We start from the raw sequence: 23,439 nt of genomic DNA on the forward strand, positions 1-23,439 counted from the left end.
AATGAATTTAACAAAAAAAATACCCGTAGTAAGTAAAGAATTAATTTTTCAATTTGTAATTATAACCATATTATTTGCGCTGTGGGGAATTGCTAATGATTTGACAACTCCCATGGTTTCTACTTTCAAAAAAGTAATGCCTGAACTTTCTAATACGCAGGCGTCATTAGTGCAATTTGCATTTTATTTTGGGTATTTCTTTATGGCATTGCCAGCTGCATTATTCATTAGAAAATACAGCTATAAATCAGGTATCATATTAGGACTAATCCTTTATGCAACAGGTGCTTTTTTATTCTATCCAGCAGCTCATTACCAGAGCTATACTTTTTTTCTTATTTCATTATGGGTAATTACCTGTGGTTTAGCTTTTCTTGAAACCACTTCAAACCCATTAATCTTATTCCTGGGTAATAAAGAAACAGCAACCCAACGTTTAAATTTAGCGCAAGCCTTCAATCCTATTGGTGCTATAACGGGATTAATTATGGCCCAGTTTTTAGTAATCAAAGAAATAAAATCTGATGATTACACCCAGGAAGCGTATCATGCTTTATCTTCAACTGAGTTAGCTAGTATTCGTGAAAATGATTTGAGTGTAATCAGTATTCCTTATATTGGTTTAGGACTTTTTGTTTTGATCATCTTAATCATTATCATTTTTACTAAAATGCCTACCACAGCTCACGAAGATAAAATGTCAGTAGCGGAATCATTCAAAAAATTATTTGCCAATAAAAATTACAAACACGGCGTTTTAGCACAAGCATTTTACGTTGGAGCGCAAATCATGTGTTGGACATTTATTTTTCAATATGTTGATAATATCAATCATACCTTTGGATTACATTTAACAGCAACCTATTACAATATTGCTGCAATGCTTTTATTTTTATCGGGACGATGGATTGGAACGGCTTTAATGAAAACTTTAAACCCATCCAAAATATTGATGGTATTTGGCATTGGAGGAGTAATTTGTGCAGCAGGCGCTATTGTACTACAAGGAATGCCTGGATTAATTTCGCTAATTTGTATTTCCATATTCATGTCAATTATGTTTCCAACGATATACGGAATTGCATTGAAAGATATGGGAGATGAGGCCAAAATTGGTTCTGCAGGTTTAGTAATGGCCATTGTTGGTGGTGCTTTGATGCCCGTTTTACAAGGATCTATGCTAGATATGGGAGGTCCTGGATTTGCAGATATCAAACTGTTTGGATTCATTCCTGAAGTGAATTTTTCTTTCATTCTACCCCTAATTTGTTTAGCTGTAGTGGCTCATTACGGATACAGTACGTATCAATTATCAAAAAAGGCATAATAATTCATCCGTTTATTTACTAATTAAAAACCCGAAACAGACTATAAGGCTATTTCGGGTTTTTTGTTTTGTATCATCAAAAATTGGGAATTAATTATCATAACAGTCTCTTTTTTTGGAGTGCTTTTCTTTATTTTTATACTTTAGTTTAGAATAATAATTAAGGAATCTCAAAAAATATAAATAATGGTAAGTACTATAACTATAAATCCAGCTACTGGAGAAAAAATAGCGGAGTATAATCGCATCACAATAAATGAAGCTAAAGAAAAAATTACCCAATCAAAAAAAACATTCGATAGTTGGAAGCAAAAAAAATTTGAAGAACGCGCCCAATTGATGCATAAATTGGCTGCAATTCTAGAGGGAAATAAGGAAGAATATGCGCAATTAGCTACTAGAGAAATGGGTAAAACAATTGGTCAATCTCGTAAAGAAATAGAAAAATGTGCATTAGTATGCCGTTACTACGCGGATCATACCAAAGGACTATTGGCAGATGAAATCGTAAAGACTGAAGCTACAAAGAGTTATGTTACTTTTAAGCCCATCGGTGTAATTTTAGCTATTATGCCTTGGAATTTCCCATTTTATCAAGTCATACGATTTGCAGTTCCAGCTTTGATGGCAGGAAATACGGGTGTTTTAAAACATGCCTCAAATGTTCAAGGTTGTGCATTTGCGCTGGAAGATGCATTTGTAAAAGCAGGATTTCCTACAGGTACATTTACCAACTTAAACATCGATTCAAAATTGGTAAAAGATATTATTGAAGACAAAAATATAATGGCTGTGACGCTTACTGGAAGCGAACCAGCAGGTCGTTCTGTTGCTTCGATTGCTGGACAAAATTTAAAGAAAACAGTGATGGAATTAGGAGGTAGCGATGCCTATATTATTCTTGATGATGTTGACATGGAAGAAGCGACTGATATGGCTACTTTAGGAAGATTACAAAATAACGGACAAACCTGTATTGCTGCTAAAAGATTTGTTGTCCTTGATGAAATCTATGATGAATTTCTAGCCTTATTCACAAAGAAAATGAAAGCTGCAAAAATGGGCGAACCTACGGATGAAGCTACGTATTACGGCCCGATGGCTAGAACAGACTTGCGTGATCAACTTCACGAACAAGTTCTAAAAACTGTAGCTCAAGGAGGCCGATTGGTATTAGGTGGTGAAATTCCAGATAGAAATGGAGCGTATTATCCAGCCACTATTTTGGCAGATTTAGAGCCAGGAATGGAAGGTTTTGATAATGAGTTATTTGGTCCTGTAGCATCTGTAATAAGAGCAAAAGATGATGCTCATGCGGTTGAATTAGCTAACAATTCTGTTTTTGGTCTCGGATCGGGTGTGTTTACTGGCAATAAAGAAAGAGGGGAAAGGCTTGCATTGCAATTGGAGGCTGGAAGTAGTTTTGTAAATAAATTAGTTGTTTCTGATCCAAGATTACCCTTTGGTGGTATAAAAAACAGTGGCTATGGGAGAGAACTTGCTGCGTATGGAATTCGTGAATTTGTGAATACCAAAACGATTTGGATAAATTAAAGTGATACCTTTTTAAACAGTATGGTGTAATCAATTTTTTGATAGAAATTAAATCCTTATAAATATATAGAATTAAAATTTCCGGTTTTACATTTTATTCTAATAATATACAATCGCTGAGAATCGCGTATTTGAAAATTTATTGAACATGGCACGGAATATCAAAAAATAAATGAAGCAATTTACGAAGAGAATTAAGTTGCTGCAGTGGATTGTTCTATAAAACAATTAGAATCATTCAAATTGGTGGCAGCCTATACTATTTATGGGTAATGTAAAACGAACTATAATTTATATTATGTAAAATAGAAAATATACAAACTTCCCATTCTGCAAGATTCCTCAGTAAAACTACTTGTGCCAATTGATATAATTAAAAAGTACAATTTTGACTTAGTCTTCTCCTTTTAGTACATAATTCATTAATTAAATTAAACCAAAGTACAAATTCACAAAATTTAATATATAACCTAGATTTACGCTGTTATTTGCATCATTAATTTATTAATTTTGCTAAATATAATTATTCAAAAAATATGAATTCAATTGCAGAACACATTGCTGATTTTTTAAAAGAATACGCTCCATTTGATGCACTCACGTTTCAAGAGTTATCAGAGATTTCTGCAAATATTCGAGTAGTCAATTTAGAAATTAATAAAACCTTATTTCAAATTGATGAAGCTTTACATGATAGTTTTTATGTGGTGGCTTCCGGTTTAATTAATTTATCTGTAATTGCCGATGCCGAAGAAACAATTTTGAATAAATGTCATGAAGGTGCTATTTTTGGTTTGCGTCCTTTTTTTGCAAAAAACAACTACATGATGACGGCAAAAGCACGTGAAGAAAGTATTGTTTACGCTATACCGATAGCTGTTTTTAGGCCTTTTGTAGCTAATAATTCAGATGTTTTAAATTTTTTACTAGAGAATTTTGCAGTCAATTCAAGAAGCACAAATACTAAGGAAAATGCACATAGAAACCTAATTTCTGATACTAGTTTCTCTTCAGTACAACAGTCTGAAATGCAATATTTCCAGACTTTATCTTATAACAGCTCTCCATTAATTACTGCTCCATACAATATTGTCAAAGATGTTGCTCAGTTAATGGCTGAAATGAGAATCAATAATGCTGTAATTTGTGAAAATAATATTCCTATTGGTATTGTTACTGATATGGATATGTCATCTAAAATTGCTACAGGAAGATATCCTATAACTATTTCTGTTGATAAAGTAATGTCATCCCCTGTAATTACGGTTCTTGAAAATGTATCCTTGGCAGAAGCACAATTATTAATGTTAAAAAATAACGTCACTCATTTATGCGTAACACTGGATGGTTCAAACAAATCAATTGTAAAAGGAGTGATTTCGGAACATGATTTAGTGGTAGCCCAAGCCAATAATCCTGGGGTTTTAATCAAAGAGATAAAACGTTCCCAAACAGCTAAAGAACTAAAACAAATCAGATTAAGACTGGACGACATTGTTCAGACATCGATTCAAAAAAACATTCCACTTACGCATATTTCAAATATTGCCAGCGAAATCAATTTTGCTATTTTAAAACGCGCTGTGGAGCAATCAATTTTAGATTTGGGCTCCCCTCCTGCTCGTTTTGCCTGGTTAAGCATTGGTAGTCAAGGAAGAAAAGAGCAATTATTACCCACAGATCAGGACAGTATTTTAATTTTTGAAGATGTTGCTCCTGAAAAATATAGAGCCGTAAAAGACTATTTCCTTAATTTAGCAAAAAAAGCTACTTTAATTTTAGAAAAAGTAGGATATCAATTGTGTCCAAATGGACATATGGCTAGCAATATGCTTTGGTGTAAGTCCCTTTCAGATTGGACAAAACAATACAACAGTTGGATGAATACTACAGCCGAAAACAGTAGTGATTTAAGCAGTATATTTTTTGATTATGAAATTGTTTTTGGCGAACAAAAAATTGAAGATGCAATTAATAATGTAGTATATAAAAATGCTGAAAATAATGTTTTATTTTATGACTTTTTAGGGAATGATGCTTTAAGAAACAATTCTCCATTGACCTTTTTTAAGAAATTTAATGTAGAAGAAGAAGGTCCTAATAAAGATAAATTTGATATTAAGACACGTGCATTAATGCCACTAATTGATGGCGCCCGTTTATTTACATTAAGTCATAATATCAAAGGAATTAATAATACATACATTCGTTTTAAACAATTAGCTATTACCAATCCTAAACATGCTGAAATTTATCTAGAATGTGCCGAAGCTTTCTTAGTTTTGTCTAAATTTAGAGCATTAGAAGGTTTGAAAAATGATAATTCTGGACAGTATATCAACTTAGAAGAATTGTCAAAAACAGATAGAGAAAAACTTAAAAATGCATTAGCTCCAATGAAAGAATTGGAGGACTTGATTAAAGACACATTTCAAATGACTCAATTTTCATAAATATGCTAGACTGGATTAAAAATATCAATAAAGAATTTCCTGAATTTTGGAAAACATACCTTTCAAAGTTTGTTAAGAAATCAAATCGATATGTGATTTTTTCTACCGAAACTTCTGGATTAAATTTACATGATGATGTGATTTTAACAATTGGTGCTTTCGCTGTAATTGATGATAGTGTTCATATTGGGGACAGCTTTGAAAATGTATTATTACAATACAAATATTTTCATGACAACAAACTTTCAAATGAGTTTATTGTTGAGAGTAAAATGCCGAAATTAGGAGAATCTGATGCTATTAAATCCTTTATTGAATATATTGGGAATGCTGTATTAGTAGGACATCACATTGATTTTGATGTAGAAATGATCAATGTTGCGTTAGAAAGACTAGGTTGTGGCCGATTAAAAAATGAAGCCTTAGACATTGATATTATGCATCGAAAACTGCATGATATTACTGATAAAAAATCTTCTTTGGATGAATTATCCCATTTTTATAAAATTCCAAAAAGTGATCGAATTTCCTCTTCAGAAGATGCCTATAAAATTGCATTATTATTTTTAAAATTAAAATCAAGACTTAAAATTAAGTAACCAGTTTTATAGTGAAATGATAGCTTTATAGCGCCCGTGATGGCTTATTGAAACGGGTTTTATGATATCTTCATCAGTAAAAAAAGGAATGCCATTTATTTTATCCAATTGATTGTTCGGTTCTAAATATACAATCTGGTTGAAAAACAACTTTTGGGCAACGGCAATAGTATGAATTTTATCCCCTATAATTTGTGTTTTTGTATAATAAGTATTCCCTTTACAAATTACTCTTCCCAAAGTAGCATTCTCATAAATACATTCTAATTGAGTAGGAATATAGGCTCTGATACCCGTTTCGCGATTATAAATTTTATATGCTGCCTCTTTTCTACTCCATAAATTCCAAACCATTTTCTCCGAATTTTGGGCATTATGTATCAAAAGTTGTTCCTTTAACGTAAATATTTTTTGCAAAAATCCAGGCCGTTTCCAGTTACTTTCTTTTTGGGCTAAAGCCAAATCTACGATGTCATTACCAATCATTTTTCTGATAATTTTGTTCTAATAATTTCTAATGTTGATTTTACATCAAGCATTTTTTCCATGGATTCATTATCAATTTGAATGTCAAATGCATCTTCTACATCCAAAATAATATCGACTAAATTAGCTGAATTGATATTCAAATCTTTTATAAAATCAGTTTCTTCCGAAAAAGAATCAAAAGCTTTCTCATTGTTTACAAAAGGCATAATGATTTTTTTTAATTGTTCTAAAATAGCTGCTTCGTTCATATATAATTTTTTTAAGTTTTGTATTTTTTAAAAATGATACAACCATTAACATCCCCAAATCCAAAACTTGCTTTTGCAATTACATTCAGTTCAGTAGTTATTAATTGTTGTGGAATTCTGGAGGAATCAATTAGGTCTATTATCTCAGGATGTAAATCTTCAGAATTTATATTTGGAAAAACAAAACCTTGATGCAATTGTAAAACAGTAGCTACACTTTCTATACTTCCTGCTCCAGATAGACAATGACCAACCATTGATTTTAAAGAGTTTATATAAGGAAAATCTACTCCATTTCTTCCTAAGGCTTCGCTCCAATTTTGAATTTCTAAACTGTCTTTAGAAGTTGCCGTCAAATGACCATTTAAAGCATCAATTTCATTTGGTTCAATTCCTGCATTTTTGATCGCTGTTGTAATGCATTTTTTAACCGCTATTGGATTAGGAGCCGTCATTGTTCCTAAACCACGTTGCCCACCAGAATTAATATTCCCGCCTATTATTTCTGCATAAATTTTTGCACCTCGTGTTAAAGCAGTTTCTAAATCTTCTATCACTAATGCTCCTGCTCCACTGCCAGGAACAAAACCTGAAGCACTAGCACTCATTGGACGCGATCCTTTTTCTGGGCTGTCATTGTGTTTAAAAGTGCAAACACGCATCGCGTCAAAACCTCCCCAAATATAGGGTCCGGAATCACTTGTACTTCCTGCAACTATTCGTTTTGCTTGACCCGATTTTATTCGGTCATAGGCCATCATGATGCTCTCAGTCCCAGTAGTACATGCCGACGAATTAGTTGTTACTTGGTTTCCAAGGCCTAATTTTCCTCCTAGATAAGCACTGATTCCACTGTTCATCGTTTGTGCAACAGCAGTACTGCCTAATCTACGAGTCTGAAAATCATCAATTTTATAGATGCTTTCTCTAAACTTTTCAATTCCAGAAGTTCCAGTTCCAAAAATAGTACCGCTATCCCAATCGGGATCTTCATTCGTTTGTATTTCTAAACCAGCATCTTTCCATGCATCTATCCCCGCTATAACACCATATAAAATTCCTGAAGAATTAAAATTTCGCAATTCTAATTCTGTAAAATAATTCAATGCCAAATCGGTTGTAATCTCCGGTTTTCCAGAAATCTGACACGAAAATTGTAGGCGTTCTAATTCTGCATCTTTTTTGATTCCAGAAATTCCATTTTTGATGGCATGAGTAAACGCTTCAAGTCCTACTCCATTTGGAGCAACAACACCAAGACCCGTAATGACAACTCTCCTACTCATTTTATATCTATTTATAGCGTTTTATTTAGTTTTATAAAAACTGCATTATATAATTATTTACTTAGGCAATTAGGTGATCATTCCGGCAATCTCTCCCATGCAAACAAGGTCTCCATTCTCATTCTTCATTTTTACTTTGCATTTTAATTTTCCAAATCTAAAGTATATTTTTTCTGAAATAACGGTGACTTTTTCTTTAGGAAAAACAGGTTTTAAAAATTCTATATTACTTGAAGTTAAAGCAATTGAAGTATTTTTATTAAAGTTTAAGTCTAATAAAAAAACACCTAAACAAACCAATCCTATTTGCGCCATAACCTCCGTTAAAATTACACCGGGAGTAACAGGAAAATTGTTGAAATGCCCTTTGTAAAAATCAAGATTTTCATCAAATGTATAACAACCCTCTACTCCATTTTCATTAACAGACGATAATTCGTCTACAAATAAAAAGGGATTTGAATAGGGCAATTTTGATATAATTTCCTGATTTGTCATTACTAATTCTTTTAATGAATTTTCTAAAATTGCAGTAAAACACGTTGTGCCGAAAACCCTGGGCCAAAACTCAACATTAATCCTTTTTCTCCTTTTGCTGGCTTATTATCCATAAATCGCTCCAAAACATACAATACAGTGGCGCTAGACATGTTTCCATACAATCGCAGTACTTCTTTAGTGTCATCGATGTTTTTGCCTAAGCTAGAGAATAAATCTTCCACTGTTTGCACAATTTTTTTTCCTCCAGGATGAAATATTAAATGATTAATATCATCAATTTTTAAGTTGTTTTTTTCTAAAAACGGATGAATGATTGCAGGAAAATGAGAAGCAATTGTATTAGGAACTTCAATATCCAATACCATTTGCAAACCTGAATTGGTTAACTTAAACCCCATCATGTGTTCATTATTATAAAAATGATACATTTCTTCCGCCACAATTTCAGGTCCCTCATCCTCTTCAAATGATGAAAGCAGCACACAAGCAGCACCGTCACCAAAAATGGCAGCACTTACGATATTTGCCATAGAGAAATCATCCAATTGAAAAGTAGCCGTTGGACTTTCCACGGCAATAACTGCTGCTCTTTTACCGGGATTTGCCTGAAGAAAATTTTTGGCATAAATAATTCCCGAAATTCCTGCAGCACAACCCATTTCAGTAACAGGAAGCCGAACAATATCTTGACGCAGTTTCAATTTATTAATTAAATAGGCATCGAGAGACGGTATCATAATTCCAGTGCAACTCACCGTAATGATATAATCTAAATCTTCTGGTTTCCACTTGGATTTCAACAATGCTTTTTCGAGTACTTTTTCACCTAGATCAATGACTTCGCGAGTATAGATATCATTTCTTTCCTCAAATGATGTTTTAGTAAAAACCTCTATCGGATCCATAATTGAATAGCGGGTATCAACTGCTGCTCCTTCAAATATTTTTTTTACTTTTCGAATAAAACGTTCGTCTTGTCCTGTCAACCAATTGTCTAGAAATGGTATAATTTCTTCCGTTGTTCTTGAATATTTTGGAAGTTGCTTAGCAACGGTATGTATTTTAACACTCATATTTTTAAAATTATCCATTGGTAACGAAAAGCCCATTTCCACTGAATGGTATAGTTTCTGAAATTTAATTTTTTTGAAAATCCAATTAAGTCTTCTTTTTTAAAACCCCTTAGTATTGAAATTAATCCATCTTCTCTTGACATTTCATTTAATTGAAATGTCGCACACAATAATTGAAATAATCTATAAGAAATTCTGCTTCTGTGTAAATCATTTATAACGATTCCCAAATCAGCATTGGCATAAAACACAGGAAGTATTTTTTCAATTTCTTCTTTTTTAAAATGATGTAATGTCAAAGTGCACAAAACAATATCATATTTTAATTCATTAAAAACTTCGCCAAAAATATCTTCACAAATAAAACTTATATTAGGATAATTAACTGATAAATTGATTGCATGATTGATGGTGAAATTATTAGCATCAACACCAATTAATTTAAAATTTAAATTGTTTTTTTTAGCATATTGAGCCAATGTTCGTAACATGTCTCCATTGCCACACCCCACATCTACAATTGTAATTTCTTTGTCAGTAACAAGGCTAGAGAGTAATTTTTCAACTCCAAGTAAAGTTAGCGTGTTTCCGCCCAATAGCTGGTTTATTTTTGCGATTTTATCTAATGCTTCACGCAAAATTTCCCCTTCCATGGTGAAATCATCCATTATCTCTTCCTTATCAGTTCGGTGCTTAGTGTTTAAAAACATTTATTCATTTATAAAATAGGTTTGCCATGAGTTTTCTTAATAATTATGGTTAAAAGAAAAGGAAATTCAACTAATATACGCAGTAGCATATCAGATAGTTTTTGTTGTTGCAAAATTGCAGATAAAAATCGCCCTGCTTTCAATCTTGCTTTAAAATTGGTAGTCCATTGCTTCAGATATTTTTGCTCTAATTCATCTCTAGATTTAATTTCTTTAGTTAAATATTTAATAACCAATTCAGATGCGATTTTTGCACTATGAATAGCCATTGCCATTCCATTTCCACACAAAGGATGGATTAACCCAGCAGTATCTCCAATCATTAAAATATGATTTTCAACTGCCTTTTTTTTATCAAATGAAACTTGGCTTATCGTTAGCGGTTTCTCAAAAAGAAGGGTACTCGTACCAAAAATATTTTTTAAAAAAGGGTTCTTTGCGATTACATTATTTTGATAGTCTTCGGTGTTTTTGTATTTTTTAAATGTTTCATAATTACATAAATAACAAATATTAATCTGATTATTTTCTACTTTTGAAACACCACAATAGCCTCCTTCAAAATTATGTAAACCTACTAAGTCCTCCCGAAAACTACCCAAATAATGTCCTTTTACGGCTAGCCAAGAAGATTTTTTTTGAATAAAATTCCTGTTTAATTTTTGATCAATTAGGGATCGTTTCCCAAAAGCCCCTATAACAATATCTGCTTTTAAAATAGTATTATTTACTGTCGAAACTGTAAATTGATTTTCTTTAAAAATAATATCTTGGACACTATCTTGAATAACCAAGCAACCATTTACTACTGCTTTTTTATATAAAAATTCATCTAAAGCAAACCTGCTAATTCCAAAACCTCCCAGCGGTAACTCACAAGAAATCATAGTTCCGCTGGAAGTCGAAAACTGTAATTTATTGATCGCGGTTGGATTCAATTCTGAAATAGTTATACCAAGCCAATTTAAATAGGGTAAGACTTCATTGGAAATGTATTCGCCACATACTTTATGTTTTGGATATTCATTTTTTTCAACTAAGATAACTTCTACTCCTATTTTAGACAAATGAATGGCAGCAGTCAGCCCTGCTAATCCACCACCAACAATAATTACAGCAGAATTTGTTTTCATATCCATGCTAATTTAGGTTATTTCATGCAAATACTAATTTTTATTAAATAAAAAAAACTGTTTCATATATTGAAACAGTTTTAATAATTTTAAAAAATAAAATCTATATTTTATTTTATTTCATTTATAATTTCTTCTACAATTTCAGGATTTAATAATGTAGAGGTGTCACCGAAATTAGTAAAATCACCAGCAGCTATTTTTCTAAGAATTCGACGCATAATTTTACCAGAACGAGTTTTTGGCAAACCAGAAACAAATTGTATTTTATCCAATTTGGCAATTGGTCCTACGTGATCTGAAATGTGTTGATTGATTTCTTTGAAAAGGTTTTCTTTATTTCTAATTTCTCCTGTTTCTTTCAAAATAACATAACCACATAAAGCATTCCCTTTTACATCATGTGGAAATCCTACTATAGCACTTTCTGCCACTGCAGGATGCTCATTAATGGCATCTTCAATAGGAGCTGTCCCTAGATTGTGTCCCGAAACAATAACTACATCATCAACACGGCCTGTAATTCTATAATACCCTACTTCATCACGTAAAGCACCGTCACCAGTGAAAAAATTACCTGGGTATTCCGAGAAATAAGTGTCTATATATCGTTGATGATTACCCCATATTGTTCGTGCAATTCCTGGCCATGGAAACTTGATACATAAACTTCCAACTACTTGGTTTCCTTCAATTTCATTTCGCTTGTCATCCATTAATACCGGCTGAATTCCTGGTAATGGAAGTGTAGCATAGGTTGGTTTTGTAGGAGTAACAAATGCCAAAGGAGAAATCATGATTCCGCCTGTTTCAGTTTGCCACCAAGTGTCTACGATAGGACAACGTTTCCCACCTACATGATCATTAAACCAATGCCAAGCTTCTTCGTTTATGGGTTCACCGACAGAACCAATCACTTTTAATGTATCTAAATCATATTTTTGAACGTATTCTAGACTCTCTTTTGCCAAAGAGCGAATGGCAGTTGGAGCGGTATAAAATTGTGTTACTTTGTGTTTTTTTATTGTTTCCCAATAGCGACTAAAATCAGGATAAGATGGAATTCCTTCAAAAATAACTGTTGTAGCACCGTTTAAAAGTGGTCCATAAAGGATGTAAGAATGTCCCGTAATCCAACCTATATCAGCTGTACACCAAAAAACATCATTTTCTTCGTAATTAAAAACATTTTTAAAAGTATAGGCTGTATGAACCATATAACCAGCGGTTGTATGGACCATCCCTTTTGGTTTTCCAGTAGAACCAGAAGTATATAGAATAAATAAAGGATCTTCGGAATCCATTATTTCTGCAACACAATTATCAGAGGCAATATCCAACAAGGGTTGCAACCAAATGTCTCTACCTTGTTTCATTTTAATTTCAGTATTTGTTCTTTGAACAACCAATACCGTATCTACAGAGGGACAATTTTCTAATGCTTCATCAATTATTCCTTTTAATTCAATAGTTTTATTTCCACGGTAACCTCCATCAGAAGTAATAACCATTTTACTTTCACTATCAATTATTCTATTTGCTACTGCAGAAGATGAAAATCCTGCAAAAATAACTGAATGGATAGCACCAATTCTTGCACAAGCTAAAACTGAAACTGCTAATTCAGGAATCATTGGTAAATAGATACAAACCCGATCCCCTTTTTTTATTCCTTGTTCACGCAAAACATTTGCCATTTTACAAACACGTTGATGCAATTCATTATAGGTTATGTGCAATGCCTCTTCATCGGGGTTATTGGGTTCAAAAATTATAGCAGTTTTTTCTCCTCTTTTATTTAGGTGTCTATCGATACAATTTTTGGTCATATTTAGCTTTGCTTCAGTAAACCATTTTATATCTGCTTCGGCCATATTAAATTCCACAACTTTATCCCATTGTTGATACCATGTAAAATTCTCTTCCGCTATCTTACCCCAAAATTTTCGGGGTTCTCGAACAGATTTGTTATAATGTTTGAAGTATTGCTCTAAATTTTCGATCTTATAATAACTCATGGGATATATTTTTTTATAAAAGTATTAAATCTCACTCTATTCCAAAAATTTTTTATTTGATTAATTATCAGGGTAAATTACACATAAATAATTAAAACAGGTGTTTTTTTAAAGATACCTTAAAAACTGTACAATTCCAATAAAACAGTAAACGCAAAAAAGACGAAGTAAATAGTTTACTTCGCCTTTTTTTAATTAACAATAATTGTAACAATTAAATTAATAATACAAAAATATGTTGCATTTATAACATTCCACTATTCAAAATAATTAAATATAATACACCACTTTCGCTACTATAATCTTTGAATCAATCAATTTTAAATTGATTTAAATCTTTATTTTTTTAATTAAAAAGGAATTACTCCACTTAACTAATTATCAAACCAGTTAAGTGAATGTAATAAGCAACCATATTGATCATTAAGTTTTAATAAGTTGTTTACTAATTCAAAATACATGAAAAATAAATGATACAGTGCCAATCCCAACACACCCTCATGTGCGGCAATTCCTAATTTTAATCTATACTATTTTTTTCATAGCCGTCATTGATTCTCTTAACCAAGCTCCTACTTCTTCAACTGGATGATTTCTAATTATGCTATTAACTTCGATTAATTGTTTGTTATCAACTCCGTTGTTTCCATCGTTGAATGGGCGACCCACTAAGTTAGATGGTGCATTTTTTACGTAATCAGCTATTAATGGCTTACAAGCGTGATCAAATAAATAACATCCGTACTCAGCTGTATCAGAAATTACACGGTTCATTTCGAATAATTTCTTTCTTGCAATAGTATTAGCTATTAATGGAGTTTCGTGTAATGACTCATAATATGCAGACTCTTCAATAATTCCTGAATCAGTCATAGCCTCAAATGCTAATTCTACTCCTGCTTTAACCATTGCTACCATTAATACTCCATTATCATAGTATTCTTGTTCAGAGATTACAATGTCTCCAGCTGGTGTTTTTTCAAAGTTTGTATCTCCTGTAGCTGCTCTCCAAGCTAACAAGTTTTTATCATCATTATCCCAGTCTTCCATCATTGTTTTAGAAAAGTGACCAGAGATAATATCATCCATGTGTTTTTGAAACAATGGACGCATAATATCTTTTAATTCTTCTGACGCATTGAAAGCAGCAATTTTAGCTGGATTAGATAATCTATCCATCATGTTTGTAATTCCACCATATTTCAATCCTTCAGTAATTGTTTCCCATCCGTACTGAATTAATTTTGAAGCATATCCTGCATCAATTCCTTCAGCTACCATTTTATCAAAACATAAAATAGAACCCGTTTGTAACAATCCACATAGAATAGTTTGTTCTCCCATTAAGTCTGATTTTACTTCAGCTACAAATGATGAACGCAATACTCCTGCTCTGTTTCCACCTGTAGCAACAGCATAAGCCTTAGCTTGATCTAAACCAAAACCGTTTGGGTCATTCTCAGGATGAACAGCAATTAATGTTGGAACACCAAAACCTCTTTTATATTCTTCACGCACTTCTGAACCTGGACATTTTGGAGCACACATAATAACCGTAATGTCTTTACGAATTTGCATTCCTTCTTCTACGATATTAAAACCATGAGAATAGGCTAAAGTGGAACCTTGTTTCATCAATGGCATGATAGCAGTTACAACTGCAGTATGTTGTTTATCTGGAGTAAGATTACAAACTAAATCAGCAGTTGGGATTAATTCTTCATATGTCCCTACGTTAAAACCGTTATCAGCAGCATTCATGAAAGAAGCTCTTTTTTGAGCAATAGCTTCTGCACGTAATGCATATGAAATATCTAAACCTGAATCTCTCATGTTCAAACCTTGATTTAAACCTTGAGCTCCACAACCAACAATAACTACTTTTTTACCTTTTAAAGCTTCGATTCCATTAGCAAATTCTGATTGATCCATGAATTCGCAAACGCCTAATTGTTCTAATTGTAATCTAAGTGGTAATGAATTGAAATAATTTGCCATTTTTTAATTTTTATTTTTGTTTTAATTCTTCTAATAATGCTGAAATTTCCATTTTTTCTTTGGAAATCGATATTCTTCCTGAACGCACAAACTGCATGATTCCGAAAGGTTTTAAATTTTGATATAACTCTTCAATTTCAGAACGTTTTCCTGATTTTGAAATCACAAAAAAGTCTCTTGAAACTGTAACTATTTCAGAATTACTATCTTTTATAATATTTTGAATTTGTCTTTCGTCAAATAATAAACTAGATTCTATTTTAAACAAAGCATTTTCTAAGAAAATAGTTTCTTCATCAATGTGATAAAATGCTTTAATAACTTCAATTTGCTTCTCTATTTGACCTACAATATTCTGAACCCACTTTTCAGTAGTATTGACTACAATAATAAATCGAGATACAGATTCAATTTCTGATTCTGAAACATTTAAACTCAATATATTAATATGGCGCTTTAAGAATATCCCTGATATTCTATTTAATAGCCCAACGTTATTTTCTGAATAAACAGAAATAGTGAATGTTTGATTTTCCATAATATTAACTTAATCTGATATCAGAAACAGAAGCTCCTGTTGGAATCATTGGGAATACATTATTTTCTTTTTCTACCATAACTTCAAGGAAGTACGATTCTTTTGAAGCCATCATTTCGGCTACAGCTGCATCTAAATCTTCTCTTTTAGTTACTTTTTTTGCTTTGATATAATACCCTTCTGCAATAGCTATAAAATTAGGATTTATCATTTCTGTAGAAGCATATCTTTTATCAAAGAACAATTGTTGCCATTGACGAACCATTCCTAAGAATTCATTGTTCAAGACTACAATTTTCACAGGAACTTTCGTTTGAAAAATAGTTCCTAATTCTTGAATTGTCATTTGAAAACCACCATCTCCTATAATTGCTACTACTTCACGTTCTGGCATTCCCATTTTAGCACCAATTGCCGCAGGTAGTGCAAATCCCATTGTTCCTAATCCACCTGAATTAATAATACTTTTAGAATTATTAAATTTAGCGTAACGACAAGCAAACATTTGATGCTGACCTACGTCTGGAACTATAATTGCATCTCCTTTAGAATGTTTATTTATCATTTCAATAGTTTCTCCCATAGAAATTCCTTCTTTCTTTGGTTTTAACTCATCATTGATTACGGTATCTAATTCTATTTGATATAATTTTTTGAATTCATTATGCCAAGACTCATGTTTTTTCTCTTCAATTAAAGGTAGAATTGCAGCCAAAGATTCTTTGATATCAGCTAAAACAGCTACTTCAGTTTTTACATTTTTGTCAATTTCAGCAGGATCAATATCAAAGTGAATTACTTTTGCTTGTTTAGCATACGTTTCTAAATTTCCAGTTACACGATCATCAAATCGCATCCCTAGAGCAATTAAAACATCGCATTCGTTAGTCAATACATTTGGACCATAATTTCCATGCATTCCTAACATACCCACATTCAATGCATGATCGGTAGGTAAAGCTGAAAGACCTAGAATAGTCCAAGCAGCAGGAATCCCTGATTTTTCAATAAATGCTTTTAACAACTCTTCGGCTTGACCAAGAATAATTCCTTGACCAAAAACGATAAATGGTTTTTTAGCACTATTAATTAAAGCAGCAGCAGCTTCCACTTTTTTTAATTTTAATTTTGGAACAGCAACATAACTTCTAATTCCGGTACATTTTTTATAACTGAATTCAAATTCATCGAATTGAGCATTTTTTGTAATGTCTATTAAAACAGGTCCTGGACGCCCAGATCTAGCAATATAAAATGCTTTTGCCATGATTTCTGGAATCTCAGAGGCTTCAGTAATTTGGTAATTCCATTTAGTTACCGGAGTCGAAATCCCAATAATATCTGTTTCTTGAAAAGCATCTGAACCCAATAAATGTTTTCCAACTTGACCTGTAATACACACCATAGGTGTTGAATCAATTTGAGCATCGGCAATTCCTGTTACCAAGTTTGTCGCTCCTGGTCCTGAAGTTGCAATAGCAACACCCACTTTTCCAGTAGCTCTTGCAAAACCTTGAGCAGCATGAGTAGCACCTTGTTCATGACGAACTAAAACGTGATGTAATTGATCTTTAAATTTATATAATTCGTCATAAACTGGCATTATAGCACCACCTGGGTAACCATAAACCAAATCTACTCCTTCTTCTAATAAGCATCTAATAACGGCTTCGGCGCCTGATATTTTATTTGTTCCCATTGGTTATATATATTGTTTTCGAAGTGAAATGAGAGATAGTAAATTCAAACTATTCCACTTTTTTTTTGTAAATTATTTATCAGTAACACATCCTTCAGATGCACTTGAAACTGATCGTATATATTTCAGTAAAACTCCCTTATTCACTTTTAAAGCAGGCTGAACCCAACTTGCTTTTCGAGCTGCAAACTCATCCTCTGTTATTTTTAGATTAATAGTGTTTTTCACAGCATCGATAGTAATAGTATCACCGTCCTTGACGAGAGCTATACCTCCACCCTCAAAAGCTTCGGGAGTAACATGTCCTACAACAAAACCATGTGAACCACCAGAGAATCTACCATCAGTAATTAAAGCAACTGAACTTCCTAAACCAGCTCCCATAATCGCTGATGTTGGTTTAAGCATTTCTGACATTCCAGGGCCTCCTTTTGGACCACAATACCTAATGACGACTACATTACCCGGTTTAACTTCTCCAGCTTGTACCCCTGTAATTACATCGAATTCATTTTCATAAACTATCGCTGTTCCTTCAAAATATTCTCCTTCTTTACCACTAATTTTGGCAACACAACCCTCTTCTGCAAGATTTCCGTATAAAATTTGAATATTTCCTGTTGGTTTTAATGCTTTATGAATTTCATGTATTACATCTTGACCATCATTTAAATTAGGGACTGATGCTAAATTCTCCGCTATAGTTTTCCCTGTTACTGTCAAACAGTCACCATGTAAGAAACCTTCTTTCAATAAATATTTCATTACTGCTGGAACACCACCTACATTATGTAAGTCTTCCATTAAATATTTACCACTTGGTTTTAAATCAGCTAGCAATGGAGTTTTATCACTAATATCTTGGAAATCTTTTAAAGTAATTTCAATATCAACTGAATGCGCCATTGCAATTAAATGCATTACCGCATTTGTAGAACCTCCTAAAACAGCAACAATTGTAATAGCATTTTCAAATGCTTTACGAGTCATGATGTCTCTAGGCTTAATATCTTTTTCTAATAATATTCTGATGGCGCGACCAGCATCAGCACATTCTTGTTTCTTTTCTGGACTCAAAGCAGGATTAGAAGAACTATATGGCAAACTCATTCCTAAAGCTTCTATTGCTGATGACATCGTGTTTGCAGTATACATACCACCACATGCACCTGCACCTGGACAAGCATTTTGAATTACTCCTTTAAAATCTTCTGGTGTAATGGTGTTGCTGAATTTTTTTCCTAATGCTTCAAAAGCCGAAACAATATTCAAATCTTCTCCTTTCCACTTTCCTGGATGAATTGATCCACCGTAAACCATAATAGAAGGGCGATTTACTCTACCCATAGCCATTAAAGCGCCCGGCATATTTTTATCGCAACCTGGAACTGCTATCATACCATCGTACCATTGTGCTCCCATAACTGTTTCAATAGAATCAGCGATTACATCTCTAGAAACCAATGAAAAACGCATACCTTCATTACCATTAGAGATACCGTCACTTACCCCAATAGTGTTAAAAATTAAACCAACTAAATCGGCTGCCCAAACACCCGTTTTTATATCTTTAGCCAAATCATTTAAGTGCATGTTACAGGTATTTCCTTCGTAACCCATGCTAACAATTCCAACTTGTGCTTTCTTTAAATCTTCTTCTGTTAAACCAATTCCATACAACATAGCTTGTGAGGCCGGTTGAGTTTCATCTTGAGTTATGGTTTTACTATATTTATTTAATTCCATTTTATATGTCTATTTGTATAAGTATTTTTTAATTTAATTTTCAGGACTAAACAATTGTTGACTGCCCTAAATTTACATTATCCATTTTAAAATATAAATCGCCTTTGCTAAGTATGTAGTTTGCAATATAATCACCCACTTCATTAGTACCAAATTTAGAATCCACTTTTAAATCAATTGTTACAATTTGATTAACTATGGCTTTTTCTACTGCTTCAAAAACAGATAATGATTCTTTTATAAGTCCAAAATGTTCTAATAACATACCAGCTGATAATATTGACGCAATTGGGTTAGCACAATTTTTATTTTTAGCTTCATTATAACTTCCATGAATTGGTTCAAAAAGCGAATATTTTTCACCTACTGAAGCAGATGACATCAATCCCTTAGAACCTGCAATTACACTAGCTTCATCAGATAATATATCACCAAATAAATTATCAGTTAGTAATACATCAAATTGTCTCGGGTTCAATATCAATTGCATTGCTGCATTATCAACATATAAAAACTCTAGAGTTACATCTGGATATTCTTTTGCAATTCTTTGAACTACTTTTCTCCATAAACGTGACGTTTCTAATACGTTAGCTTTATCAACTAATGTTACTTTTTTGCGTCTTTCTTGAGCTGATTTGAATGCTAAATGAGTTATTTTCGAAATTTCATCTTCATTATATTCACACAAATCTGAAGCATAAGTTCCCTCTTCATTTATTTTCTTTTCACCAAAATACATTCCTCCATTTAATTCTCTATAAATTACAAAATCCGTTCCCTGAAGAATTTCTTTTTTAATAGGAGATGCATCCATTAATTTTGGATATGCTTTTATAGGCCTAATATTCGCATATAAACCCAATTCCTTACGCAGTTTTAATAAACCTTGCTCAGGACGTATTTTAGATTCTGGATTATTATCATACATAGGATCGCCAATGGCACCAAACAAAATTGAATCTGTATTTTTACACAAATTTAAAGTTTGATCTGGTAATGGTTTTCCAGTTCTCTCAATAGCAACGGCCCCAATTAAAGCATCTTCAAAAGTGAATTCATGACCAAATACTAAAGCAATAGCACCTAATGCCTTTTTGGCTTGTAAAATTACCTCTGGTCCTATACCATCACCAGCTAATACGGCTATTTTTAATTTTATCATATGATTAGGTATAAAGATTATTAATTTCTGATTAAATCACTTTGTATTTTACACGCTTCAATAATTTGATGAATATCATCATCTAAAACTTCTTTTTTAATATCAGCAAATTTTAAAAATTCGATATATATAATATCCAATTGCACTTTAGTAAGTTCATAACCTACTTTTTTTGCTCTATAAGCTAATGCTGCTCTTCCACTTCTGGCAGTCAATACAATTGAAGATTCATTTACACCAACTTCAAGTGGATCCATGATTTCATATGTTGCTCTGTTCTTAATCACACCATCTTGATGAATTCCAGAACTGTGAGCAAAAGCATTGGCTCCTACAATCGCTTTATTCGGCTGAACAATCATACCCATACTTTCAGAAACTAAACGACTCATTTCGTTTAATTGTTTTGTGTCAATATCAGTATATAAATTTAAGTAAGGATGTTGTTTAAAAATCATTACCACTTCTTCAAGTGCTGTGTTTCCAGCTCTTTCCCCAATTCCATTTATAGTACATTCAATTTGTCTAGCTCCATTTATTGCTCCTGAAATAGAATTTGCTGTTGCCATTCCCAAGTCATTATGACAATGACAGGACAGAATTACATTTTCAATTCCTTTAACATTCTCTCTTAAATATTTTATTTTAGCACCATATTCTTCTGGTAAGCAATATCCTGTTGTATCCGGAATATTCAATACAGTAGCACCGGATTTAATCACTTCCTCACAGACTCGAGCTAAGAAATCATTGTCCGTTCTACCTGCATCCTCAGCGTAAAACTCAACATCTTCTACATATGATTTAGCATGAGAAACTGCAAATTTTGCTCTTATAATAATATCTTCTCTTGTTGTATTGAGTTTATGGATTATATGTGAATTCGATGTACCAATACCAGTATGGATACGAGGTTTTTTTGCATATTTTAAAGCCGCTGCTGCAACATCAATATCATTCTTAACAGCTCTAGTTAATCCACAAACAGTAGCGTTTTTAACAACTTTACTGATTTCAGAAACAGATAAAAAATCACCTGGGCTTGAAACAGGAAACCCAGCTTCTATAATATCAACACCCATTTCATCTAATCTATTTGCTATAATTAGTTTTTGATTGGTGTCTAATTTACATCCAGGGACTTGTTCTCCATCTCTTAAAGTGGTATCAAAAATTTGAACTTTCTCTCTATTCATTTTCATTTATTTAATGTAATTTCACATCTCGATAACAAAAATAGATTTCATTACTTTAAAATAAAACTCAATTTAATGAAATATACTGCTTATAAAGCATACAAATACTTTGTAAGTAACTGAAAAACAACTAATTAAGCTTCTATATTTTACAATGGCTAACCATCAAAAAGATTTCTTATTTGTACTAATAAAATCCCTTTCAAAGTCTGAAAAAAGACAATTTAAGATATTTGCTAGCAGACTTGAGACGAGTTCAAATACAAAGTTCATAGAATTATTTAACATTTTAGACAAATCTGAAGTCTATGATGAGAAACTTATTTTGAAAAGTGGGATTATTAAAAAAGTACAATTATCAAATCTCAAGTCCTATTTATATAAGCAAATTTTAGTAAGCATTAGACTGAACATCCCTAGCCAAAACATTCGTTATCAATTAAGGGAGCAAATTGATTTCGCTGCAATTCTTTACAACAAAGGACTTTACAAACAAAGTCTAAAAATATTAGATAAAACAAAACAACAAGCCATTGAAAATGATGAAAAATACATGGCTTTTGAAATTGTTGAATTTGAGAAACTAATCGAATCCCAATATATCACCCGAAGTATTCAAGGACGTGCAGATGAATTAGTAATTCAAGCCAAAGAACTGAATTATCGCAACACTATATCCAGTAAATTATCTAATTTATCTTTGCAACTCTATGGTATCATGCTTAAAACTGGATACGTGAAAAGTGATGAAGAATACAAATATATAGACGATTATTTTAATAAACACATTTCTAAATTTGATGAAAACAAATTTGGCTTTCGTGAAAAATATTGGTTTTACAATGCGAATCTATGGCGTAGTTTTTTAGTTCAAGATTTTTTAGCCAGTTATAAATATGCTTATAAATGGGTAACTCTTTTCTACGACAATCCCAATATGATTTTTTTAAATCCTGTCTTTTTCCTAAAAGGAAACCATTATTTATTAGAATCATTTTTCATGTTGAAATACAAATCAAAGTTTAAAAAATACCTTGATTTATTAGAAGAAACAATTCATGATTCTCGTTTTCCAGTAAATGACAATATTGCATCTCTTTCTTTTTTGTATTTATATAATAATAAATTAAACTATCATATTCTAGAAGGTACATTTGATGAAAGTGAATACTTAATTCCAGAGATTTTGGAAAAAATTCAAATTCACAATGAACACCTTGATGAACATCACGAAATGATGTTTTATTATAAAATTGCTTGTATTTATTTTGGCACAGAAAAGTATGCAGAATCAATTTACTATTTGGAAAAAATAATAAACAATAAGAATCTTATCATGCGTGAAGATTTGATGTGCTTTGCGCGTTTGCTTTATTTGATAGTTCATTATGAAATGGGTAAAGACTTTAATTTAGAAACTCAATTAAAATCAACTTATAAATTCTTATTAAAAATGAATGATTTGCATGAAGTGCAAAAAGAAATTATTCGATTTTTGAAGAATTTAAATTCATTATATCCAGGTGATATTAAAAAGGAATTTATAAAAATGAGAGAACGTTTTATTGAATTGGAAAAAAACACTTATGAAAAAAGAGCCTTTCTCTACTTAGATATTATTTCTTGGCTAGAAAGCAAAATTGAAAATAGAAAAATAGCTGATATTATGAAAGAAAAAGCCAAATTAATCAATCGTTAATTAAAAA

At 32.1% G+C, this 23,439-nt stretch carries 19 protein-coding genes; 5 read left to right on the forward strand and 14 right to left on the reverse strand.

The window, feature by feature from the left end:
- Position 1 precedes the first annotated feature (1 nt).
- The 4 genes from fucP to AB3G34_RS06205 all read left to right on the forward strand — a co-directional run bounded on the left by fucP (position 2) and on the right by AB3G34_RS06205 (position 5,933).
- Positions 2-1,327 carry an L-fucose:H+ symporter permease gene (fucP, locus tag AB3G34_RS06190; RefSeq protein ID WP_369753804.1) on the forward strand — a complete coding sequence of 442 codons (1,326 nt, stop codon included), beginning with the start codon at positions 2-4 and terminating at the stop codon, positions 1,325-1,327.
- A gap of 186 nt (positions 1,328-1,513) precedes the next feature.
- Entirely contained in the window at positions 1,514-2,881 is a 1,368-nt protein-coding gene (locus tag AB3G34_RS06195) for an NAD-dependent succinate-semialdehyde dehydrogenase (RefSeq protein WP_369753805.1), read from the forward strand.
- 536 nt (positions 2,882-3,417) lie between these two features.
- A complete protein-coding gene (locus AB3G34_RS06200) occupies positions 3,418-5,334 on the forward strand; it encodes a DUF294 nucleotidyltransferase-like domain-containing protein (protein ID WP_367769919.1) in 1,917 nt (638 codons plus the stop codon).
- Between the two features lie 2 nt (positions 5,335-5,336).
- Entirely contained in the window at positions 5,337-5,933 is a 597-nt protein-coding gene (locus AB3G34_RS06205; RefSeq protein WP_369753807.1) for a PolC-type DNA polymerase III, read from the forward strand.
- Between the two features lie 6 nt (positions 5,934-5,939).
- On the opposite strand, the gene AB3G34_RS06210 is transcribed toward AB3G34_RS06205, so the two are convergent.
- The 14 genes from AB3G34_RS06210 to AB3G34_RS06275 form a co-directional block, all read right to left on the reverse strand.
- Positions 5,940-6,419, reverse strand: a complete 480-nt coding sequence (locus tag AB3G34_RS06210) for a 4'-phosphopantetheinyl transferase superfamily protein (protein WP_367769925.1) — start codon at positions 6,417-6,419, stop codon at positions 5,940-5,942.
- On the reverse strand, positions 6,416-6,670 hold the full coding sequence (locus AB3G34_RS06215) for an acyl carrier protein (RefSeq protein WP_369753808.1): 255 nt from the start codon (positions 6,668-6,670) through the stop codon (positions 6,416-6,418). Before AB3G34_RS06215 ends, AB3G34_RS06210 begins: the two co-directional genes overlap by 4 nt.
- An 11-nt stretch (positions 6,671-6,681) precedes the next feature.
- A complete protein-coding gene (locus AB3G34_RS06220) occupies positions 6,682-7,956 on the reverse strand; it encodes a beta-ketoacyl synthase (RefSeq protein ID WP_369753809.1) in 1,275 nt (424 codons plus the stop codon).
- A 69-nt stretch (positions 7,957-8,025) separates the two neighbouring features.
- Entirely contained in the window at positions 8,026-8,454 is a 429-nt protein-coding gene (locus tag AB3G34_RS06225) for a 3-hydroxyacyl-ACP dehydratase FabZ family protein (protein WP_367769931.1), read from the reverse strand.
- A gap of 23 nt (positions 8,455-8,477) precedes the next feature.
- Positions 8,478-9,530: a type III polyketide synthase gene (locus AB3G34_RS06230; RefSeq protein WP_367769934.1), complete on the reverse strand. Its 1,053-nt coding sequence runs from the start codon at positions 9,528-9,530 to the stop codon at positions 8,478-8,480.
- Positions 9,527-10,240: a methyltransferase domain-containing protein gene (locus AB3G34_RS06235; protein WP_367769936.1), complete on the reverse strand. Its 714-nt coding sequence runs from the start codon at positions 10,238-10,240 to the stop codon at positions 9,527-9,529. The genes AB3G34_RS06230 and AB3G34_RS06235 overlap by 4 nt, the downstream gene beginning before the upstream one ends.
- A gap of 8 nt (positions 10,241-10,248) precedes the next feature.
- A complete protein-coding gene (locus AB3G34_RS06240) occupies positions 10,249-11,373 on the reverse strand; it encodes an NAD(P)/FAD-dependent oxidoreductase (RefSeq protein ID WP_367769939.1) in 1,125 nt (374 codons plus the stop codon).
- A gap of 110 nt (positions 11,374-11,483) precedes the next feature.
- A complete protein-coding gene (gene acs / locus AB3G34_RS06245; RefSeq protein WP_367769943.1) occupies positions 11,484-13,391 on the reverse strand; it encodes an acetate--CoA ligase in 1,908 nt (635 codons plus the stop codon).
- 525 nt (positions 13,392-13,916) lie between these two features.
- Positions 13,917-15,389, reverse strand: a complete 1,473-nt coding sequence (gene ilvC / locus AB3G34_RS06250; protein WP_367769946.1) for a ketol-acid reductoisomerase — start codon at positions 15,387-15,389, stop codon at positions 13,917-13,919.
- Positions 15,390-15,399: 10 nt separating this feature from the next.
- Positions 15,400-15,927, reverse strand: coding sequence for an acetolactate synthase small subunit (ilvN, locus tag AB3G34_RS06255; protein WP_367753114.1), 528 nt, complete (start codon positions 15,925-15,927; stop codon positions 15,400-15,402).
- A gap of 4 nt (positions 15,928-15,931) precedes the next feature.
- Positions 15,932-17,626, reverse strand: a complete 1,695-nt coding sequence (ilvB, locus tag AB3G34_RS06260) for a biosynthetic-type acetolactate synthase large subunit (protein ID WP_367753116.1) — start codon at positions 17,624-17,626, stop codon at positions 15,932-15,934.
- 72 nt (positions 17,627-17,698) lie between these two features.
- Positions 17,699-19,372 (reverse strand): dihydroxy-acid dehydratase, encoded by a 1,674-nt coding sequence (ilvD, locus tag AB3G34_RS06265; RefSeq protein ID WP_367753118.1) that lies wholly within the window; start codon positions 19,370-19,372, stop codon positions 17,699-17,701.
- 46 nt (positions 19,373-19,418) lie between these two features.
- On the reverse strand, positions 19,419-20,534 hold the full coding sequence (gene leuB, locus AB3G34_RS06270; protein ID WP_369754082.1) for a 3-isopropylmalate dehydrogenase: 1,116 nt from the start codon (positions 20,532-20,534) through the stop codon (positions 19,419-19,421).
- Positions 20,535-20,557: 23 nt separating this feature from the next.
- On the reverse strand, positions 20,558-21,733 hold the full coding sequence (locus AB3G34_RS06275; protein ID WP_369753810.1) for a 2-isopropylmalate synthase: 1,176 nt from the start codon (positions 21,731-21,733) through the stop codon (positions 20,558-20,560).
- 154 nt (positions 21,734-21,887) lie between these two features.
- On the opposite strand from AB3G34_RS06275, the gene AB3G34_RS06280 reads away from it, so the two are divergent.
- Complete coding sequence (locus tag AB3G34_RS06280) at positions 21,888-23,432, forward strand: hypothetical protein (protein WP_367753122.1); 1,545 nt, start codon at positions 21,888-21,890, stop codon at positions 23,430-23,432.
- The last annotated feature ends 7 nt before the right edge of the window (positions 23,433-23,439 follow it).

Origin of the sequence: Flavobacterium sp. WC2409 (genome assembly GCF_041200085.1) — a bacterium.
Classification (GTDB): Bacteria; Bacteroidota; Bacteroidia; order Flavobacteriales; family Flavobacteriaceae; genus Flavobacterium.

What these genes read in the sequence shown, in the direction of transcription:
- AB3G34_RS06215 (WP_369753808.1), bottom strand. Translation starts at nt 6,670, where the DNA reads ATGAACGAAGCAGCTATTTTAGAACAATTAAAAAAAATCATTATGCCT.
- AB3G34_RS06200 (WP_367769919.1), top strand. Translation starts at nt 3,418, where the DNA reads ATGAATTCAATTGCAGAACACATTGCTGATTTTTTAAAAGAATACGCT.
- AB3G34_RS06225 (WP_367769931.1), bottom strand. Translation starts at nt 8,454, where the DNA reads ATGACAAATCAGGAAATTATATCAAAATTGCCCTATTCAAATCCCTTT.
- ilvC (WP_367769946.1), bottom strand. Translation starts at nt 15,389, where the DNA reads ATGGCAAATTATTTCAATTCATTACCACTTAGATTACAATTAGAACAA.
- AB3G34_RS06210 (WP_367769925.1), bottom strand. Translation starts at nt 6,419, where the DNA reads ATGATTGGTAATGACATCGTAGATTTGGCTTTAGCCCAAAAAGAAAGT.
- AB3G34_RS06235 (WP_367769936.1), bottom strand. Translation starts at nt 10,240, where the DNA reads ATGTTTTTAAACACTAAGCACCGAACTGATAAGGAAGAGATAATGGAT.
- acs (WP_367769943.1), bottom strand. Translation starts at nt 13,391, where the DNA reads ATGAGTTATTATAAGATCGAAAATTTAGAGCAATACTTCAAACATTAT.
- ilvN (WP_367753114.1), bottom strand. Translation starts at nt 15,927, where the DNA reads ATGGAAAATCAAACATTCACTATTTCTGTTTATTCAGAAAATAACGTT.
- AB3G34_RS06220 (WP_369753809.1), bottom strand. Translation starts at nt 7,956, where the DNA reads ATGAGTAGGAGAGTTGTCATTACGGGTCTTGGTGTTGTTGCTCCAAAT.
- AB3G34_RS06280 (WP_367753122.1), top strand. Translation starts at nt 21,888, where the DNA reads ATGGCTAACCATCAAAAAGATTTCTTATTTGTACTAATAAAATCCCTT.
- ilvD (WP_367753118.1), bottom strand. Translation starts at nt 19,372, where the DNA reads ATGGAATTAAATAAATATAGTAAAACCATAACTCAAGATGAAACTCAA.
- fucP (WP_369753804.1), top strand. Translation starts at nt 2, where the DNA reads ATGAATTTAACAAAAAAAATACCCGTAGTAAGTAAAGAATTAATTTTT.
- AB3G34_RS06275 (WP_369753810.1), bottom strand. Translation starts at nt 21,733, where the DNA reads ATGAATAGAGAGAAAGTTCAAATTTTTGATACCACTTTAAGAGATGGA.
- AB3G34_RS06205 (WP_369753807.1), top strand. Translation starts at nt 5,337, where the DNA reads ATGCTAGACTGGATTAAAAATATCAATAAAGAATTTCCTGAATTTTGG.
- AB3G34_RS06230 (WP_367769934.1), bottom strand. Translation starts at nt 9,530, where the DNA reads ATGAGTGTTAAAATACATACCGTTGCTAAGCAACTTCCAAAATATTCA.
- AB3G34_RS06240 (WP_367769939.1), bottom strand. Translation starts at nt 11,373, where the DNA reads ATGAAAACAAATTCTGCTGTAATTATTGTTGGTGGTGGATTAGCAGGG.
- ilvB (WP_367753116.1), bottom strand. Translation starts at nt 17,626, where the DNA reads ATGGGAACAAATAAAATATCAGGCGCCGAAGCCGTTATTAGATGCTTA.
- AB3G34_RS06195 (WP_369753805.1), top strand. Translation starts at nt 1,514, where the DNA reads ATGGTAAGTACTATAACTATAAATCCAGCTACTGGAGAAAAAATAGCG.